The organism is Leucobacter japonicus, from assembly GCF_001273855.1.
GTDB lineage: Bacteria > Actinomycetota > Actinomycetes > Actinomycetales > Microbacteriaceae > Leucobacter > Leucobacter japonicus.
On record NZ_JHBX01000079.1, the window covers coordinates 104,493 to 122,075 of the forward strand.

17 protein-coding genes are annotated in these 17,583 nt (G+C 68.6%); 14 read left to right on the forward strand and 3 right to left on the reverse strand.

The window, feature by feature from the left end:
- The first annotated feature begins 27 nt into the window (after nt 1-27).
- From iolD to AMS67_RS03275, 13 genes are all read left to right on the forward strand, one after another.
- Nucleotides 28-1,977 carry a 3D-(3,5/4)-trihydroxycyclohexane-1,2-dione acylhydrolase (decyclizing) gene (gene iolD / locus AMS67_RS03215; RefSeq protein WP_053386074.1) on the forward strand — a complete coding sequence of 650 codons (1,950 nt, stop codon included), beginning with the start codon at nt 28-30 and terminating at the stop codon, nt 1,975-1,977.
- Nucleotides 1,974-2,807: an HpcH/HpaI aldolase family protein gene (locus tag AMS67_RS03220; RefSeq protein WP_053386075.1), complete on the forward strand. Its 834-nt coding sequence runs from the start codon at nt 1,974-1,976 to the stop codon at nt 2,805-2,807. Before iolD ends, AMS67_RS03220 begins: the two co-directional genes overlap by 4 nt.
- Nucleotides 2,804-3,772, forward strand: coding sequence for a 2-hydroxyacid dehydrogenase (locus AMS67_RS03225; RefSeq protein ID WP_082305252.1), 969 nt, complete (start codon nt 2,804-2,806; stop codon nt 3,770-3,772). The genes AMS67_RS03220 and AMS67_RS03225 overlap by 4 nt, the downstream gene beginning before the upstream one ends.
- A 79-nt stretch (nt 3,773-3,851) precedes the next feature.
- The gene (locus AMS67_RS03230; protein WP_053386076.1) at nt 3,852-4,865 is read left to right on the forward strand and encodes a sugar ABC transporter substrate-binding protein; all 1,014 of its coding nucleotides are present in this window, start codon (nt 3,852-3,854) and stop codon (nt 4,863-4,865) included.
- 29 nt (nt 4,866-4,894) lie between these two features.
- Entirely contained in the window at nt 4,895-5,941 is a 1,047-nt protein-coding gene (locus tag AMS67_RS03235; protein WP_053386077.1) for an ABC transporter permease, read from the forward strand.
- The gene (locus tag AMS67_RS03240) at nt 5,938-6,912 is read left to right on the forward strand and encodes an ATP-binding cassette domain-containing protein (protein WP_053386078.1); all 975 of its coding nucleotides are present in this window, start codon (nt 5,938-5,940) and stop codon (nt 6,910-6,912) included. Before AMS67_RS03235 ends, AMS67_RS03240 begins: the two co-directional genes overlap by 4 nt.
- 115 nt (nt 6,913-7,027) lie before the next feature.
- Entirely contained in the window at nt 7,028-8,251 is a 1,224-nt protein-coding gene (locus AMS67_RS03245) for an MFS transporter (protein WP_241487971.1), read from the forward strand.
- Nucleotides 8,252-8,405: 154 nt separating this feature from the next.
- Nucleotides 8,406-9,626 carry a Gfo/Idh/MocA family protein gene (locus AMS67_RS03250; protein ID WP_053386079.1) on the forward strand — a complete coding sequence of 407 codons (1,221 nt, stop codon included), beginning with the start codon at nt 8,406-8,408 and terminating at the stop codon, nt 9,624-9,626.
- A 57-nt stretch (nt 9,627-9,683) separates the two neighbouring features.
- Nucleotides 9,684-10,571: a sugar phosphate isomerase/epimerase family protein gene (locus AMS67_RS03255; RefSeq protein ID WP_053386080.1), complete on the forward strand. Its 888-nt coding sequence runs from the start codon at nt 9,684-9,686 to the stop codon at nt 10,569-10,571.
- Nucleotides 10,568-11,641: a Gfo/Idh/MocA family protein gene (locus AMS67_RS03260; protein ID WP_241487972.1), complete on the forward strand. Its 1,074-nt coding sequence runs from the start codon at nt 10,568-10,570 to the stop codon at nt 11,639-11,641. Before AMS67_RS03255 ends, AMS67_RS03260 begins: the two co-directional genes overlap by 4 nt.
- A 36-nt stretch (nt 11,642-11,677) precedes the next feature.
- Nucleotides 11,678-12,484 (forward strand): SDR family oxidoreductase, encoded by an 807-nt coding sequence (locus AMS67_RS03265; protein WP_053351491.1) that lies wholly within the window; start codon nt 11,678-11,680, stop codon nt 12,482-12,484.
- 40 nt (nt 12,485-12,524) lie between these two features.
- Nucleotides 12,525-13,523 carry a Gfo/Idh/MocA family protein gene (locus AMS67_RS03270; RefSeq protein ID WP_053386081.1) on the forward strand — a complete coding sequence of 333 codons (999 nt, stop codon included), beginning with the start codon at nt 12,525-12,527 and terminating at the stop codon, nt 13,521-13,523.
- Nucleotides 13,520-14,569: a Gfo/Idh/MocA family protein gene (locus AMS67_RS03275; protein WP_241487973.1), complete on the forward strand. Its 1,050-nt coding sequence runs from the start codon at nt 13,520-13,522 to the stop codon at nt 14,567-14,569. The genes AMS67_RS03270 and AMS67_RS03275 overlap by 4 nt, the downstream gene beginning before the upstream one ends.
- On the opposite strand, the gene AMS67_RS03280 is transcribed toward AMS67_RS03275, so the two are convergent.
- The 3 genes from AMS67_RS03280 to AMS67_RS03290 all read right to left on the reverse strand — a co-directional run bounded on the left by AMS67_RS03280 (nt 14,566) and on the right by AMS67_RS03290 (nt 17,203).
- Nucleotides 14,566-14,904 (reverse strand): hypothetical protein, encoded by a 339-nt coding sequence (locus tag AMS67_RS03280; protein WP_053386082.1) that lies wholly within the window; start codon nt 14,902-14,904, stop codon nt 14,566-14,568. The genes AMS67_RS03275 and AMS67_RS03280 overlap by 4 nt on opposite strands.
- Nucleotides 14,905-15,010: 106 nt before the next feature.
- A complete protein-coding gene (locus AMS67_RS03285; RefSeq protein ID WP_053386083.1) occupies nt 15,011-16,381 on the reverse strand; it encodes a putative Ig domain-containing protein in 1,371 nt (456 codons plus the stop codon).
- A 123-nt stretch (nt 16,382-16,504) separates the two neighbouring features.
- Nucleotides 16,505-17,203 carry a TetR/AcrR family transcriptional regulator C-terminal domain-containing protein gene (locus AMS67_RS03290; RefSeq protein ID WP_053386084.1) on the reverse strand — a complete coding sequence of 233 codons (699 nt, stop codon included), beginning with the start codon at nt 17,201-17,203 and terminating at the stop codon, nt 16,505-16,507.
- Nucleotides 17,204-17,260: 57 nt separating this feature from the next.
- Here AMS67_RS03290 and AMS67_RS03295 point away from each other — a divergent pair, with 57 nt between their 5' ends.
- On the forward strand, nt 17,261-17,581 hold the full coding sequence (locus AMS67_RS03295; RefSeq protein WP_053386085.1) for a DUF952 domain-containing protein: 321 nt from the start codon (nt 17,261-17,263) through the stop codon (nt 17,579-17,581).
- Nucleotides 17,582-17,583 lie beyond the last annotated feature (2 nt).

The following is a 17,583-nucleotide window of genomic DNA, read 5'->3' on the forward strand; positions in this document are numbered from 1 at the left end:
ACCTCAGCTCGCAAAGGAGCAGCACACATGGTCCAGGGAACCTCCGGTCAGACCGTCCGGCTTACGGTCGCGCAGGCAATCGTGCGATACATCGCCGCGCAGTACTCCGTCGCTGATGGCGTGCGCGAGCGCTTCGTGCCCGCCGCGCTCGGCATCTTCGGCCACGGCAACGTCGCGGGCCTCGGCCAGGCGCTCGCCGAGCACGCGGATCGCCTGCCGTTCGTGCAGGGCCGCAACGAGCAGGCGCTCGGCCATATCGCCACCGGTTTCGCGAAGGCGTCGAAGCGTCGCCGCACGCTCGCGGTCACGGCGTCGGTCGGCCCGGGCGCCACGAACCTGGTCACCGCCGCGGCGCTCGCGACGGTGAACCGCATTCCGTTGCTCCTGCTGCCGGGCGACACGTACGCGACCCGTCGACAGGGCCCGGTGCTGCAGCAACTCGATCTGCCCGGTACCCCCGACGTGACCGCAAACGACACGTTCCGCCCCGTCTCGCGCTTCTTCGATCGCATCACCCGACCCGAGCAGTTGCTCACGGCGCTGCCGCAGGCGTTTCGCGTGCTGGCGAACCCTGAAGAGACGGGTGCCGTCGTGCTCGCGCTGCCGCAGGATGTGCAGTCGCACGCGTACGACTACCCCGTGGAGTTCTTCGCGGAGCGCGACTGGGTGATCCGTCGCCGGGTGCCCGACGCCGCCGAGGTCGCGCGGGTCGCCGAACTGATCCGCAGTGCTGAGCGCCCGTTGATCATCGCGGGCGGCGGCGTGCACTACTCCGACGCGACCGCCGTGCTCACCGGGCTCGGTGAGCAGACGCACCTGCCCATCAGCGAGACATTCGCGGGCAAGGGCGCGGTGCAGGCTGACGGCCCCTGGAGCGTGTTCGGCATCGGGCTCGAGGGATCCCCCACCACCAACCGCCTGGCCGAGCGCGCCGACCTCATCGTGCACGTGGGCACGCGCCTCACCGATTTTGCCACTGCCTCGCAGTCGATCTTCGCGAACCCCGACGTGCGCTTCGCGTCGATCAACGTCGTCGAGCACGACGCCGTGAAGCAGGGCGCCACCGCGGTGATCGCCGACGCGAAGCTCGCGCTCGAGGCGCTTGCCGCAGCGCTCGACGGGTACCGGGTGCCCGAGGCCTGGGGTGCCGACGTGGTCGCCGCGCGCGACGCCTGGCTGCCGGTGCGCGATGCGGCGCTCGACGCCGACTCGCGCTTTCCGCGCGAGGAGCACCCCGAGCTGCCCGACACCGGCGCGACGCTCACGCAGGGGCAGCTCATCGGCCTGCTGCAACAGCACGCGCGCCCCGGCGACACGATCGTCGCGGCGGCCGGCGGCCCTCCCGGTGATCTGCAGAAGGTCTGGGATGCGACCGACGGGCGCCACGCGCACCTCGAATTCGGGTTCTCGTGCATGGGCTACGAACTGCCCGCCGCGATGGGCGTGCGCCTCGCCGACACCGATCCCGAGCATCGGGTGACCGCCTTCATCGGCGACGGCACGTTCGTCATGATGCCGACCGAGATCGTGACGGCTGCGCAAGAGGGCATTCCCTTCACGGTCGTCATCTCCGAGAATCACGGCTACCAGGTGATCCGCCGCCTGCAGATGTGGCGCACGGGCGAGCATTTCGGCAACGAGTTCCGCTACCGAGAGGCGGGCGGATCGCTCGCCGGTGCCGACGCGGGCCGCCTCGAGGGCGACTACCTGCGCATCGACCTCGCGCAGATCGCCGCGGGTCTCGGCGCCGAGGTGCGCACGGCCGAGACGCCCGCCGCGGTGCGCGCCGCGCTCGACGAGACGCGCGGGGTGCGCGGCCCGGTCGTGATCGTCGTGCCCACGATTCCGCACGCCGACCTGCCGTCGTCGGAGGTGTGGTGGGATGTCTCGCCCGCCGAGGTCTGGGAGCACGTCGATACGTCTGAGAAGCTCGTCGAGTACGGTGCGGGTCTGGCCGAACAGCGGTGGCACGGATGAGCGGGGCGCAGCTGAGCGGCAAGCAGAGCGGCGCAGGATCGAGCCCGCTCGCCCCCGGCTGGGCGCTGCGCGAGCGCTTTCTCGCCGGTGAGCCAACGGTCGGCACATTCATCGGGCTCGGCTCGGTGACCGCGGCCGAGGTGTGCGCGTCGGCCGGTCTCGACTGGCTGCTCGTCGACCTCGAGCACGGGGGCGGCGACGAGCATCAGGTCGGCGCGATCGCGGCGGCGGCGGGCGGGTACGGCGTCGCGACGCTGGTGCGCATCGAGCAGCCGGATCGCATTCGCATCGGCCGGGTACTCGACGCTGGCGCGGCCGGCGTCATGCTGCCCCGCATCTCGAGCGCCGCCGAGGCGGCAGACGCCCTGCGGCACCGGCTCTACCCGCCCGAGGGAGACCGCGGGGTGGCGAGCTACAACCGCGCCGCCCGCTGGGGCCGCGACTTCGGCGCCATCGACGCGGCGAACAATCGCGCGGTCGGGGTCGTGCAGATCGAGACCGCGGGGGCGATGCGCGAGCTCGACGCGATCGCGGCGCTCGACGGCGCCGACGTGCTCTTCATCGGGCCGCAGGATCTGAGCTACGCACTCGGCGTGCCGCGCCAGTACGACGCCCCGGTGTTCCAGGATGCGCTCGACGCGGTGATCGCCGCCTGCCGCACGCACGGCAAGGTCGCCGGCATATTGACGAACGACCGGGCCGGCGCCGAGGCGTACCTCGCCCGCGGGTTCGGCTTCGTGGCCATCGGTTCGGATGCGACGCTGCTCGCGGCGACGGTGCGCGGAGCGATCCCGAACGGACTCGGGGTGGATCGCGAGGCGACCTCGTGAGCGGGAGTGCGAGTGCGAGTGCGAGTGCGAGCGCGGCCGGTCGGGCCGACGCTCAACGCCCCGTCGTCGTCGCGCTGGGCCCGGTGGCGCCCGAGCACGTGGTGCCGTATCTGCCCGACGACGCCATCTTCGTGCCCGACCCTTCGGCGGGCGACCTGGCCGTTGCCGAGGGGGCCATCGTTCGCGCCGCGTATCGGCTCGACCGTGCAGCGCTCGACCGCATGCCGAAGTTGCGGGTGATCGCCCGCACCGGCGTCGGGGTCGACCACGTCGATGTCGCCGCTGCGCACGAGCGCGGCATTCCGGTCGCGATCACCCCGGGCAGCAACAGTCGCGCGGTCGCCGAGGGGGCGTTCGCGATGATCGCTTCGCTCGTGAAGGGCCTCGGTGAATCGCATCGCTATGTTTCGGCGAACGAGTGGGGTTGCGAGCCGGTGCCGCCCGCCGGCGATCTGCACGGACTCACGCTCGCGATCCTCGGCTACGGTCGCATCGGTCGCATCATCGCGGGATTCGGTCGCGCGTTCGGTATGGAGATCGTGGTGCACGACCCGTTCGTGACGGCTGAGGACGCCGAGAACGTCTCGCTCGAGGAGGCCGTGCGCCGCGCGGATGCACTGACGCTGCACCTGCCGGGTGGCGGCGGGGAACTGTTGCCTCCGGCGATCCTGCGCACCGCGAAGCCGGGTCTGGTACTCGTCAATTGCGCTCGCGCCGACCTGGTGTCGACCGAGACGCTGGTCGAGGCGCTCGAAGCCGGTGTGCTCGGCGGGGTGGGGCTCGATGTGTTCTCGGATGAGCCGGTGCGGGATCACCCGCTCGCCGGGCGCACCGACGTGCTGCTGAGCCCGCACACCTCTGGATTTTCCGCGGCCGCACTGCGCGCCACGGTGCGGATGGCGGCGGAGGCTGTGGGGGAAACCCTCGCAGGTCGTTATCCAACCTTTACCGTAAGTGATGCTTGAATGCGGAAGTTACGGTACTGTAATCGCAAAGCATCAGCTTTGTAACGACATTAGTTCAATAACACGATGGAGTGAAACTATGTTGAAATCACGTTTCGGGCGTTGGTCGAAGTTCGGACTTGCCGGTATCGCAGCGGCGGGCGCCCTCATGCTCGCAGCCTGCGGATCGCCGGCAGGAGCGGGCGGCGGCGCAGCGGGCGGCGGCGGCGGTGTGGAAGAGGACGAGATCAAGGTCGCCCTCATCACCCACGCGGCTCCCGGCGACACCTTCTGGGACACGATCCGCGCCGGCGCCGAGAATGCGGCAGAGCGCAACAACGTCGAGCTGCTCTACAGCTCGGATCCTGACGGAGCTCGCCAGGCGCAGCTCGTGCAGCAGGCCGTCGACCAGAAGGTCGACGGCATCGTGGTCACGCTCGCCAAGGCAGACGCCATGGCCGGCGAGGTCAAGAAGGCGGTCGACGCGGGCATTCCGGTGTTCAGCATCAACGCCGGCGAGAACGACTACAAGGACCTGGGTGTGCTGGCGCACTTCGGCCAGAACGAGTTCATCGCCGGTCAGGCCGCGGGCGAGCAGTTCAACGAGGCGGGTCTGAAGAAGGCCATCTGCGTCATCCAGGAGCAGGGCCACGTCGGCCTCGAAGCTCGCTGCGAGGGCCTCGCCGACACCTTTGAGGGCACCTCCGAGGTGCTGTACGTGCAGGGCACCGACATGACGAACGTTGCGTCGACCATCACGTCGAAGCTGCAGACCAACAAGGACATCGACGCCGTGCTGACCCTCGGGGCTCCCTTCGCGATGACCGCGATGGATTCGATCAAGGATGCGGGATCAACCGCAACGCTCGCCACGACCGACCTGAACGCTGACGTCTACAAGGGCATCAACGATGGCACGATCCTCTTCGGTATCGACCAGCAGCCGTTCGTGCAGGGCTACTCCTCGGTCGAGGCAGTGCGCCTCTACAAGGAGGGCGGTTACGTGCTCGGTGGCGGCCAGGCCGTGCTGACCGGACCGACCGTCGTCAACGCAGACAACGCATCGAGCGTCGCAGCCCAGTTCGAGGGCGGCGACGACGAGGCCGCAGAGTAACGAAAGGGTCGAACCGGAAGGTCGTATCCATGAGTACAGCAACAGCTCCTAAACTCGACGAGCGCATCGCCTCGGGCAACCTGTTCACCAGGTTCTTCACCAAGCCCGAGGCGGGCGCCACCGCAGCCGCACTGGTCCTTGCGATCATGTTCGCCGTCGTCGCCCCGCAGTTCACCCAGCCCAGCTCGATCGCGACGATCCTGTATGGCGCGTCGACGGTCGGCATCATGGCCGTGGGCGTCTCGCTCCTGATGATCGGCGGCGAGGTCGACCTGTCGGCCGGTGTCGGCGTCATTTCGGCGGCGCTCTCCTCGTCCCTGTTCATGTACTGGTTCGGTGGGAACGTCTGGGTCGGTGCAATCGTCGGCCTCGTGTTCTCGCTGTTGGTCGGTCTGCTGAACGGGTGGCTGTTGACGAAGACGAAGCTCTCGAGCTTCATCATCACTCTGGCGACCTTCTTCATGCTGACGGGTCTGAACCTCGGTGTCACTCGCGCATTGACGGGCGGCGTCGCCGCCCCGTCGATCGCCGAGTGGCCCGGGTTCGCCTCGGCAGAGGCGGTCTTCGCCTCAGACATTCCGGTCTTCGGCGTCAACGTCAAGATCACGGTGTTCTACTGGATCATCCTCGTGCTCATCGCGACCTGGATTCTGCAGCGCACCAAGGTCGGCAACTGGATCTTCTCCTCGGGCGGTGCTCCCGACGCGGCTCGCGCCGTGGGTGTGCCCGTCGTGAAGACGAAGATCGGCCTGTACATGGGCGTCAGCTTCTGCGCGTGGCTGCTGGGCATGCACCAGCTCTTCGCCTTCAAGACGGTGCAGTCGGGTGAGGGCATCGGCAACGAGTTCCTCTACATCATCGCGGCCGTCGTCGGCGGCTGCCTCATGACCGGCGGCTACGGTTCCGCGATCGGCGGCGCGATCGGCGCCCTCATCTACGGCATGGCGCTCAAGGGCGTCGTCTACGCCGAGTGGAACCCTGACTGGCTGAAGTTCTTCCTCGGTGCGATGCTTCTGGGCGCGACCGTGCTGAACTTCACCCTGCAGCGTCGAGCCGCCCGAGGAGGGAAAAAGTGAACGCCACAGCAACCGAGACGGCAGTAGCGCCGTCGCAGGTGACGGGCCCGCTCGTCGAGCTCCGTGACGCCGAGAAGCGATACGGCAACATCATCGCCCTGCGCGATGTCAGCCTCAAGGTGGGCTCGGGCGAGGTCATGTGCGTGCTCGGCGACAACGGCGCCGGCAAGTCCACGCTCATCAAGATCATCGCCGGCCTGCACCAGCACACCGCCGGTGAGTACCTCGTCGAGGGCGACCCGGTGAAGTTCAACTCGCCGCGCGAGGCCCTGAACCGAGGCATCGCCACGGTGTACCAGGATCTCGCGGTCGCACCACTCATGCCGGTGTGGCGCAACTTCTTCCTCGGTTCCGAACAGACGAAGGGGTGGGGGCCGTTCAAGCGCCTCGACGTCGACTTCATGCGGAAGACGGCGAAGCAGGAGCTGCTCGACATGGGCATCGACCTGCGCGATGTCGACCAGCCGATCGGCACCCTCTCGGGTGGTGAGCGACAGTGCGTCGCCATTGCTCGCGCGGTGTACTTCGGTGCGAAGGTGCTGATTCTCGACGAGCCGACCGCCGCCCTCGGCGTGAAGCAGTCGGGTGTCGTGCTCCGCTACATCATCCAGGCCCGCGACCGCGGTCTCGGCGTGATCTTCATCACGCACAACCCGCACCACGCGTACCCGGTCGGTGACCGATTCCTGCTGCTGAAGCGCGGCCAGAGCATCGGCTACCACGAGAAGTCGGACATCACGCTCGAAGAGCTGACCGGCCTGATGGCCGGTGGCGCCGAGCTCGAGCAGCTCGTGCACGAGCTGCGCAACGTCGGCACCTCGACCGACACCGTGCGCACCATCCGCGACGAGATCCAGGAAGACTCCGCAGCCGGAGTCGGCCGGGTGAGCGTCACGGAAGCCGTCAGCGTGATCCCCGGCGAGTACGAGGATGACGAAGACGACGAGGTTGACGGCGGCAAGCGCCGCTGAGCCGCATCGCGCGCTGCACAGCACCACAGCGAACGGGCGCTCGACCTTCTGGGTCGGGCGCCCGTTCGCTGTTTGGGCGGTCGCGTGCGGTAACTCAAAATGAGAGGAGGTGCGTGTGCACGCGAGCAGTGTGAACGGGCCCGGTCGTATCGGGGCCGCAGTAATGATCGCCGCGCTGGTGTGTGGCGGGTTCGGGATCGGTGTCAGCGAATTCATCGTGATGGGTCTGTTGCCGCGCATAGCAGGCGACCTGCTGCCCGAGACATTCGCCGCGCACCCGGATGCGGCGCTCGCGGCGACCGGCGGGCTCGCGTCGGCGTACGCACTCGGCGTGGTCATCGGCATGCTGGTGACTCCGCTGCTCATTCGGCGACTCTCGGAGCGCGGTGCGCTGCTCGCCTGCGCCGGCAGCATGCTGCTCTGGACCGTGCTCACCGCCCTCGCCCCGTCACTCGGCATTGCGCTGGTGCTGCGCTTTCTCGCTGCGCTCACCCACGCGAGCTTCATCGGTGTGGGGGCGATGGCGACGGCGCACCTGCTCGGATCGCAGAAGTACGGGCGGGGCGCCGCGATTGTGCACGGTGGGCTCGCGGTGGCCAACCTGCTCGGGGTGCCCGTGCTGACGGCGTTCGGCGAGTTCGCGTCGTGGCGACTCGTGATCGGGGCGTGCGCCGTGCTGTTCGCGGTGCCGGTGATCGCGCTGCTGATCGTGCCGCTCGCGCCGACGCCGCTGGCCGCGGGTGGATCGGGCGCTTCGGTGGGCGGGCGACGATTCGGCGGTCGCCGGCTGTGGCTCACCGCGACCGCGGCGGTGCTCGTCGCGTCGGGCGGTTTCGCCGTGGTGACGTACATCGCACCGGTTGTCGCCGAGGTGCAGGGCGATCGGGTGATCCTGACTCCCGCGCTCGCAATGCTGGCGTTCGGTGTCGGCATGAACCTCGGCAACTTCGGGGCCGGGTGGGTGGCGGATCGCGCGGCCGCCCCCACCTTCCTCGCCGTGGCGCTGATCGGCGTCGCCGGTGGAGCCTTGCTGCTGGTGCCCGGGATCGGTGCGTTCGGGGCGGCCGCGGGCGTGCTGCTCATCGGAGTGCTGCTGGGTGGCGGCAGCCCGGCCGCTCAGGTGCTGTTCCTCGAAGAGCTGCGGCGCTTCCCGCGTCTCGCCTCGTCGATGCCGTCGGGCACCGCGAACCTCGGCAGCTTCATCGGCTCGCTCGCTGGCGCCGGCCTCCTCGCCGGGTTCGGTGCGGCATGGCTGCCGGTCGGCACCCTCGTGCTTGCGGGGCTCGGCCTGCTGGTGTTCGCGCTGCGCGGGCGCAGGATCGGCCGCGCGCCGCATTGACATCTGTTCATCCATGTACGTACAATTTGGACCGGTCCATTTCGTAGAGGTTCCGACCGGGTTTCCGGACGGAACCGAGATGGCGGCTCTTCCGAGCAACACATCAGACATCGAGCAACGGTGCTCAGCACCATGAAGACGGAAGCGAACGACTATGCGGACTCTTGCAGACGGCACGACCGAAATCGGCGTCGGCCTCATCAGCGTCGGGTGGATGGGCCAGCTGCACAGCCGCGCGTACGCCAACCTGAAGTACGCGTACGCCGACCTGGGCATCAAGCCGCGTCTGGTGCACGCCGCCGATCCGGCGCCCGCCCGCGCCGAAGAGGCCGTACAGGTGCTCGGCTACGAGCGCGCCTCGGCCGACTACCACGAGGTGTTGAACGACCCCGAGGTCGACGTGGTGTCGATCTGCGCCCCCAACTTCTTGCACGCCGAGATCGGCATCGCGGCGGCGAAGGCCGGCAAGCACTTCTGGATCGAGAAGCCCGTCGGCCGCGGCGAGCACGAGACCCGCGAGGTCGCCGAGGCCGCAGCCGCCGCGGGCGTCGTCAGCTCGATCGGCTTCAACTACCGCCACGCACCTGCCATCGAGTACCTCCGCGAGCTGGTGCTCGAGGGCAAGCTCGGCCGCATCACGAACGTTCGCGGCCAAATGTTCGCCGATTACTCGTCTGACCCCCGCGGCGCACTCTCGTGGCGCTTCGTGCGCGGCCTCGCCGGAAACGGCGTGCTCGGCGACCTCATGGGTCACCTCGTCGACCTGGTGCAGTACACGCTCGGCCCGATCGGCGAGGTCAGTGCGGTCACGTCGACGGTGTACACCGAGCGCCCCGAACTGCCCATGGGCACCGGCACGCACTTCGCGGTGATCGAGGACGGCGTGATGAAGCCGGTCGAGAACGAGGACTACGCCGGCATGCTCGTGCGTCTCTCAGGCGACGCGGCTGCGGCCGGCGCCGTCGGCACGCTCGAAGCCTCGCGCGTCTCGGTGGGCCCGCGCGCCAGCTACGGCATCGAGGTCTACGGCACCGAGGGCTCGGCGCACTGGGACTTCGAGCGCATGAACGAGCTGCACCTCTCGGGCGGCCTCGGCGCCGAGAACCAGGGCTACACCCGCATCATGGCGCGCCCCGGCATGGGCGACTTCGGTCGCTTCCAGCCCGGTTCCGGCACTTCGATGGGTTACGACGACCTCAAGGTCATCGAGGCCAAGAAGTTCTTGCAGGCCGTGCTCGGCCGCGAGGCGCTGAACTCGAACATCCAAGACGCGCTGTCGGCGGCGCAGGTCGTCACCGCGGCCGAGCGCTCGGCCGAGTCGCGCGCCTGGGAGACCAGCGCACCCGTCGCAGGCACCACCGCAGCCGGCGCCTGAGCCGTACGCGCCAGATCACCTCGAACACCCTCACCTGAATCGACGAAGGAGTCGCCCATGACCGCACGCATCGCATCCGCCCCGATCAGCTGGGGTGTCATCGAGGTTCCGAACTGGGGCCTGCAGCTGGGGCGCGAACGCGTGCTCGGCGAGATGGTGTCGCTCGGCATCACGGCGACCGAGTTCGGCCCCGAGGGCTTCCTGCCCGATACGCCCGCCGAGCGGGCCGAGGCCTTGGCCGACGCGGGGCTCGCGGCCGTGGGCGGGTTCTTCCCGGTCGTGCTGCATGACGCCGCGCAGGATCCGCTGCCCGCCATCGAGCGAGAACTCGAGGCGTACGTCGCTGCCGGGGCATCCACGCTGGTGCTCTCAGCAGTCACCGGTAACGAGGGATACGACGGTGCGGCCGAGCTGAGTGATGCCGAGTGGCAGACGCTGCTCGCGAATCTCGACCGCGCGCTCGACGCGGCCGCCTCGGTCGGTGTCGTCGCGACGCTGCACCCGCACCTCGGCACCGTGGTCGAAGCGCCGGAGGCCGTGGAGCGCGTGGTCGCGGGCTCGCGCATCGGGCTCTGCCTCGACACCGGCCACTACACGCTCGGCGGTGGCGATCCGGTCGTGTTCGTGCAGCAGCACGCGCCGCGCATCGTGCACGCGCACCTGAAGGATGTGAATCTGAGCATCGCGGCGCGCGTGCGCGCCGGCGAGATCGATTACCGCGAGGGCGTACGCCAGGGCATGTACCAGGCGCTCGGCGCCGGCGATGCGCGCATCGGCGAGATTCTCGCGGCCCTGCAAGGTGCCGGTTACGACGGCTGGTACGTGCTTGAGCAAGACACGGTCGTTGAGAACGACGACGATGCGACTCGCGCGCTCGACAATGCGCGCCGCAGCGTCGCGTTCGTGCGCGCCGCGTTCGGTGAGGACGAGGGGGCGTCGGCGTGACCGCTCAGGCGGAGCACGCCCCGCATCGGGCGCTGCGCATCGGGGCGCTCGGCGCATCGCGCATTGCCGATCTCTCGATCATCGAGGCGGCTGCCGAGACGGGTGATGAGCTGGCGGTCGTCGCTGCTCGGGATCCCGAGCGTGCTCGGCAGTACGCCCGTGAGAAGGGATTCACCGCCGCGGCCGAGACGTACGAGCAGGTCATCGCCGACGACAGTCTCGACCTGATCTACGTCGGCCTGCCCAACGGGCTGCACGCCGAGTGGACCGCGCGTGCGCTCGACGCCGGGCGCAATGTGCTCGTCGAGAAGCCGTTCGCCGCAAACCTCGCCGAATTCGATCGCGTCGCTGCCCGGCTCGAGCATTCGACCGGCTGGGCGTGGGAGGCCTTCCACTACGCCGATCACCCGGGCGTGCACCGTCTGATCGACCTGGTGCGATCGGGTGCGATCGGCGAGGTGCGGGCCATCGACGTGCACATGGAAATGCCCGACCCGGGAGCCGACGACCCCAGGTGGAACTTCGACCTCGCCGGCGGCACGCTCATGGATCTTGGCTGCTACGCGATTCACGCGCTGCTGCTGCTCGGTGATGCCGTGGGTGATGATGCGCCTGGTGGTGCCGGGCTGCCGGCCGGGGCCGAACTGACCCTCGAAACCGCGCATGTGCAGCCGTACGCACCCGATGCTCGTCTCGATGCCACGGTCGTGGCTGAGCTGCGACTCGGCGGTGTGCCGGCCACGATTCGCACGAGCATGGAGTCGGATTGGAACTTCGGCCTGCGCGTCACTGGCAGCCTCGGTGAAGTGGTGCTGCCAAACTTCGTGAAACCTCAGGAAGACGGGCGGCTCATCGTGCGCACCACGACCGGTGCGGGCGTTGAAGAGCGGGTTGAAGCACTCGGCTCGGTCTCGTCGTACACCTACCAATTGCAGCGCATCCGCGCCGCCGTGCGCAGTGGCGAGCGTGGCGCTGCAGGCATCGCTCGCTCGCGCCGCACGATGGCGCTCATCGACGAGATCTACACCGCGACGGGTCTGCCGCTGCGGCCCGGTCGGCTCACCGACTGACTAGCCGACACTGAGACACCAGAGGGAGACCCCACCATGCAGCAGTTGCTCGCAGACACCATCCTGCTCGTCACCGGCGGCACGCAGGGCCTCGGCCGCGCCGTAGCCGAGGCCGCCGCGCGCGAGGGCGCGACGGGCATCGCGATCGTCGGTCGCAGCGCCGAGAAGGCGGAGGTGGCGCTCGCAGCGATCCGCGCTGAGGGCGCGGCCGCCGGCACCCCGGGCTTCGAGGCGATCGCGATCATCGCTGACCTGAGCGTGCCCGGTGAGGCCGAGCGCGCCGTTGCCGACACGATCGGGCGCTTCGGGCGCATCGACAGCCTCGTCAACGCGGCCGGCGCCACCAGTCGCGGCACCCTGCTCGACACCACCCGCGAGCTGCTCGACGAGCACCTGCACCTCAACATCACGGTGCCGTTCATGACGATGCAGGGCGCGGTGGCCGACATGCGCAGCCGCAAGTCGCCGGGCACGATCCTCAACGTCATCTCGATGTCGATGCACGGCGGGCAGCCGTACCTGGCGCCCTACGTCGCGTCGAAGGCGGGGCTCGCGGGCCTCACCAAGAACGCGGCGTTCGCACACCGCTTCGACCGCATTCGCATCAACGGGCTCAACATCGGGTGGACGGCGACGCCCGGCGAGGCCGTGACGCAGCAGACGTTCCACGATGCCGACAGCACCTGGCTCGAGCAGGCGGAGGCCGCGCAGCCGATGGGCAAGCTCGGCCAGCCCGACGAGATCGCCGACGCGATCGTCTTCCTGCTCAGCTCGCGCAGCGGCGTCGTCACCGGGTCGATCATCGACTGGGATCAGAACGTGCCCGGCGCCTACGACCAGTAACGCTACTTTTCACGTACGGCAAGAACACCAGAGGAGCACCATGAAGATCGGCATCATCGGCACGGGCGTGATGGGCGCCTTCCATGCGCAACTGCTGCACGAGCAGGTTTCGGGGGCGACCGTCGTGGCCGTCGCCGATCCCGATGCCGAGCGCGCGGGGGCCGTCGTCGCGGCGATCCCGGGCGCGGTCGCGTACACCGACCCGCTCGAACTGATCACCGCCGACGAGGTCGAGGCCGTTCTTATCGCGTCGCCCGATTTCTTGCACGCCGAGCAGACCCTCGCGTGCATCGCGGCGGGCAAGCCGACGCTGTGCGAGAAGCCCCTGTCGTATTCGGTCGAAGACGCGGATCGCGTCATCGCCGCGCACCGTGCCGCCGTGGGCGAGGGCACGCCGCTGGTGCACCAGGGCTTCATGCGCCGCTTCGATCCGGGGTACGTCGAGCAGAAGCGCGAGGTCGACTCGGGCGTGCACGGCCGCCCGGTCATGGTGCACTCGATCGGCCGCGGGGTCACCACCGGCCCCGGTGCCACCGACGAGACCGTCATCTACAACTCGGCGATCCACGACCTCGACATCGTGCCGTGGCTGCTCGGTTCGCCCGTCACCGAGGTGTCGTGGCACGCGCCCGAGACCCCGAGCTCGACGAGCGGGGGGTTGCGCGAGCCGTTCTTCCTGCTGCTGCGTACCGCCGACGGCGCGCTGTCGACCGTCGAGAACTCGCTGAATGCGCGCTACGGCTACGACATGCGCTCCGAGGTGCTGTGCGAGACCGGCGCGGTCTCGATTACCGAACCGCATCGTGTGCAGTCCTACTCGAACCTGGCGGCGAGTACCGGCATCCCGGTCGACTTCCGCCCGCGCTACGCCGAGGCGTACCGCCTCGAGCTGCAGGAGTGGGTGACGGCGCTGAACGAGGGTCGCGCGCCCACGCTTGCGACGGTCGAAGACGGCGCTCAGGCGACCCGCGTCGCCGCGGCCGCGGTCGCCTCCATGCACTCGGGCGGCGCATTCGTGCGTGTGGAGGCCGGGGCGTGAGCGGCGCGAAAGCGCGCGTGCTGCCGCAGCCGAACGTGCCCGACCCGCTTGCGGTCGCCCCGAAGCGCTGGGCGATCCTGGGCACCGGATGGATCGCGTCGAAGTTCGTCGAGGCGCTGCAGGCGTCGACCGCGCAGCAGGTCGTGGCGGTCGGATCGCGCACCCTCGACCGCGCCCAGCAGTTCGCCGACCAGTACGGCATCGCGCACGCCTACGGCTCGTACGAGGAGCTCGTGGCGAGCGATGTCGACGCCGTCTACGTCGCGACCGGGCACCTCGACCACGTCGCGCACGCGAGTCTCGCGATCGAGGCAGGCAAGCCCGTGCTCGTGGAGAAGCCGATGGCGCCGCGTCTCGCCGATGTCGAGCGGCTCGTCGAGCTCGCGCGATCCCGCAATGTCTTCGCCATGGAAGCCGTCTGGACGCTCGCACTGCCGCGCTTCTCAGTCGTGCGCCAAGTGCTCGAGTCCGGGCTGCTCGGCGAGATCGTCGAGGTGCACGCCAACCTCGGCGAGCGGCTCGTCGACCACCACCGCGCCATGGACCCGGCTCAGGGCGGCGGCGTCATGAACGACATCGGCTCGTACACGCTGATGTTCGCGAACGAGATCATTCCGGGGCTCGAAGTACGTGCGGCTCATGGCCGGCGCCAGGTCGTGCCCGGGGTTTCGGCGCCGGGGGCCGTCGGTGAGTTCCACGCGCTGCTCGGTGACGCGCAGGATCGCCTCGCCACCGTGAGCGCCTCCATGCTCGCGGATACGCCGACCACCGCCTATATCGCGGGAACCGAGGCGACCCTCGTGCTCGATGCGCCGTTCTACCAGCCCGGTCCGGTCGAGGTGCGCTTCCACGACGGCGAAGTGCTGCGGTGGCACGAGGAGCCGCTCGCGCACACGCAGCTGTTCTGGGAAGCGCTTGAAGTGGCGCGCTGCCTCGACGCCGGGCTCACCGAGTCGCCACTTCGACCCCTCGACCGCACGGTTCAGACCATTGCGCTGCTCGAGCGTGCACGCGAGCTGATGGGGGATCCGCTCGACGTCGTTTAGCTGTCGGTGGATGACCCGCCCGGCGATCCCATGAGGCCCTCGGGCATCTCGAGCTGCACGGCCGGCGGCTGGGGAGGCGCGCTGGCCGCGTTGACCGCATACGCGGTGCCGAATCCGCCGCCGAAGGCGAGGATGGCGATGCCGAGAGCCGCGACGCCGGCGCGCAACGGGGAAAGCCAGCGCCGGCGGCTCGTGGGGGTGCCCGCGAACGTTTCGCCGAGACGAGACCGATCGACCGCGCGCTCGAATGCCGCGGTGGGGGGCGCGGGAGTCGAGAGGGAAGGGGCGGTGCGGTCGGTTTCTGCCGCGGAATCCGGGATCGCTGGGCGGGTCATGATTCGAGTGTGCGCGCCGATGCAATGCGCAAGCTATGCGCGAACTGCGCGTCCGCTCCATTGCTGGGTAAACGGCATCCCGGCTTGCTCCGTTCGCGGAAGCGAATTACCTCGTTCCGGTGGTGGCGCTTCTCCGAGCGAACTGCATGAACAGGAACGTCGCACCCACCGCAAGAAGCGCGCCTGCTGCGGGAACCAACCACATGGTCCGGGCTCCCGTTGCAGCGAGAGACTCCGGATGGATGGTACCTAACTTCGGTTCTGGTGTCGCTGGGGCTGGTGGTGTCAGTGAAGCGGGGGGCTGAACCGTCAGCGTGTCTGACAGGGTATGCGATCCGCGCTCATTGGTCGTCTGCAGCGTGAATGAGAACGTGCCGGCTTCGGTGGGAATTCCACTCAGGTCTCCTGACGAGCTCAGTGAGAGCCCCGGTGGCAATGCGCCGGCAGCGTGCACGACGTCACCGCCTCCAGTGACGGAGTACGTGTATGCGTGGGCCACTCCGACCGTTGCTTCGGTTGAGCGTCCATCGAGGCGTGGATGCGGTGTCACCGGTGTCACCACGGCGTCTGTCGCCGCAGTCGCAGTCAAATCCGTTGCTCCAATGCGGCCCGTGATATCGGAGTCGATGCCAGAGGCCTGGAACACGTGTCGAACGGTGCCAGAAACGTCATCGGTGTCCGTGAACGAGTACTGCGCGGTGCACTCCATCTCCCCGCCTGGTGCGATGACGCGATCGGGGCAATGGGGCACGAGGGCCTGTGAGGATTCCCCGACCGTGACGTTCAGCGGGACGAGCGAGGGGTTCACAACGTTGATGAGGTAGTCCACGGAGCCGGGTGCTGCAGTGAGGGTCGTGGCGATCGAGAGAGCGGCGTTTCGATCACTTTTGATCGCAACGGGAGTCGTCGATTTGACGGCGACATCGGGCGACAGCTGCTCTTCGCACGCAGGCTGCGGTGTAGCGATGGTCCACACGATATCCATCGACTCCTCGCCCGTGCTCGTGGGAACGCTCAGTGAGCGGCGACTGTCCCCGATTCGGCAGTCTGTGCCGGAGGTGAACTCATCGGTCGCCGGGGCGAGCGCGTCGGTCAGTGAGATGGTTGCCTCGAACTCGTTGTCCCACGTCACATCGGCGAAGGTGACGGTGTAATCGCCGGCATCGGGGAGGAACACGACTGTCGGTGTACCCGACATCGTCACATCTGCGACCTCGTTCCCGCTCTCGGCATCGGTGACGACCACTCGGCATTCGTGCCCCGGCAGGTATTCGAGCTCAGACATCGCGAAGTAGTTTTCGGTGCCTCCATCTGACGTGTCAGAAATGACACCGACGCATCCGCTGGCGACCCAGAAGTCGAGCGGCTCGGCGGTGGCCGCGGTCGCACCTCCCAGGCTCGCGACGCCGATTGCGCTGAGAAGCGCGAGGCCGAGGGCCGCGTTCCGTGGGCGGTTGGTGTGTCTCTTCGTGCGCATGGCTGCCTTCCTCAAACAGGTGACGCGCGCCTGCGACTCCGGGAGTGCTGAGCGACGCGTGGGTCGTGGGGGCAGCAGAAAGACAGGAGAGAAGAAGACGGCGCGTATATTGTATTTTAAATACTACGCGATGTTCGAGGGGGGTTGAATCCATCGCTGTCGTTGTCCATGCCGATTCACCGTGACGTGCGGGGCAGAAGCGGCCCCTCGCTGCGACAGATTCAGGGCTGCCAGTGCGCTGTCGACGTGCCGTGCAATCGCGGGGCCGTCGGGTGCCTCGTTCAGGCCGAGCAGGCGCCGTCGGTGCGCTTCGCCGGTGAGCGCGGCGAAGAGCAGCTCGGCCGTTGGTCTCGCCGGCTGGTCGCTCGAGCCCAGAGTCGCGTTCGGCATCGACGTGAGCAGCGCGGCCAGCTCGTCGATCGACCGCTGCGGCCCTTCGGTGTAGAACGCTGCGGCGACCTCCGGGTATCGACTCGCCGCAGCGATCACTGCGCGGTGCACGCCGATCGCCTCGTCGCTCAGCAGGGTCGTGACGAGAGTGGTCGCGTACTCGCGCAGCGGTTGCGGGGTGCGTGTCGGATCACCCGGCCCCGACGTCTGCGCCGCGTCGTGCAGTCGCCGCACCGCCGCGCGCACCAGCCCACCACGGTCGACGTAGTTGCGGTAGAGCGTGCGCTTGGCCACGCGAGCCTCCACCGCGACCCGGTCGAAGGTCAATGCGTCGAAGCCATTGCTGGTGAGTAGGCGGGTTACGACGGCGGCGACACGCGCTGTGCGCTCGGCGCTGTCGGCGGCGGTGGGTCGCCCGCGTTTTGACTCCATAGGAGTAGTCTACTCGTGAATGCTACGAAACCGTTTCATTAGCGAGGAGTCGAGAAGATGACCGACCTGATTCACCACATCGCGATCGCAGACGACTGGGAGATGAGCCGCGGCTTCGGCGAGTACGAGGTGGCGACGCGGGGCACGCACCTCGACGATGCCGGGTTCATCCACGCCGCAACCGCCGAGCAGGTGCCGCAGGTGCTGGCAGCGCGCTACGCCGACCTCTCGCTGCCGCTGCTCGACATCGCGATTCGGCTCGACGCGCTCGCCGCAGCCGGTATCGACGTGGAATGGCACGACGGCTTCCCGCACATCATGGGTGCGATCCCGATGACTCGCGAGGTCGTGGCGTCAGAGTCACCCCTCGCTCGCTGACA

Bases quoted from the DNA above. Each gene is read 5' to 3' on its own strand.
- iolD (WP_053386074.1), top strand. From the start codon at position 28: ATGGTCCAGGGAACCTCCGGTCAGACCGTCCGGCTTACGGTCGCGCAG.
- AMS67_RS03220 (WP_053386075.1), top strand. From the start codon at position 1,974: ATGAGCGGGGCGCAGCTGAGCGGCAAGCAGAGCGGCGCAGGATCGAGC.
- AMS67_RS03230 (WP_053386076.1), top strand. From the start codon at position 3,852: ATGTTGAAATCACGTTTCGGGCGTTGGTCGAAGTTCGGACTTGCCGGT.
- AMS67_RS03235 (WP_053386077.1), top strand. From the start codon at position 4,895: ATGAGTACAGCAACAGCTCCTAAACTCGACGAGCGCATCGCCTCGGGC.
- AMS67_RS03250 (WP_053386079.1), top strand. From the start codon at position 8,406: ATGCGGACTCTTGCAGACGGCACGACCGAAATCGGCGTCGGCCTCATC.
- AMS67_RS03255 (WP_053386080.1), top strand. From the start codon at position 9,684: ATGACCGCACGCATCGCATCCGCCCCGATCAGCTGGGGTGTCATCGAG.
- AMS67_RS03265 (WP_053351491.1), top strand. From the start codon at position 11,678: ATGCAGCAGTTGCTCGCAGACACCATCCTGCTCGTCACCGGCGGCACG.
- AMS67_RS03270 (WP_053386081.1), top strand. From the start codon at position 12,525: ATGAAGATCGGCATCATCGGCACGGGCGTGATGGGCGCCTTCCATGCG.
- AMS67_RS03280 (WP_053386082.1), bottom strand. From the start codon at position 14,904: ATGACCCGCCCAGCGATCCCGGATTCCGCGGCAGAAACCGACCGCACC.
- AMS67_RS03285 (WP_053386083.1), bottom strand. From the start codon at position 16,381: ATGCGCACGAAGAGACACACCAACCGCCCACGGAACGCGGCCCTCGGC.
- AMS67_RS03290 (WP_053386084.1), bottom strand. From the start codon at position 17,203: ATGGAGTCAAAACGCGGGCGACCCACCGCCGCCGACAGCGCCGAGCGC.
- AMS67_RS03295 (WP_053386085.1), top strand. From the start codon at position 17,261: ATGACCGACCTGATTCACCACATCGCGATCGCAGACGACTGGGAGATG.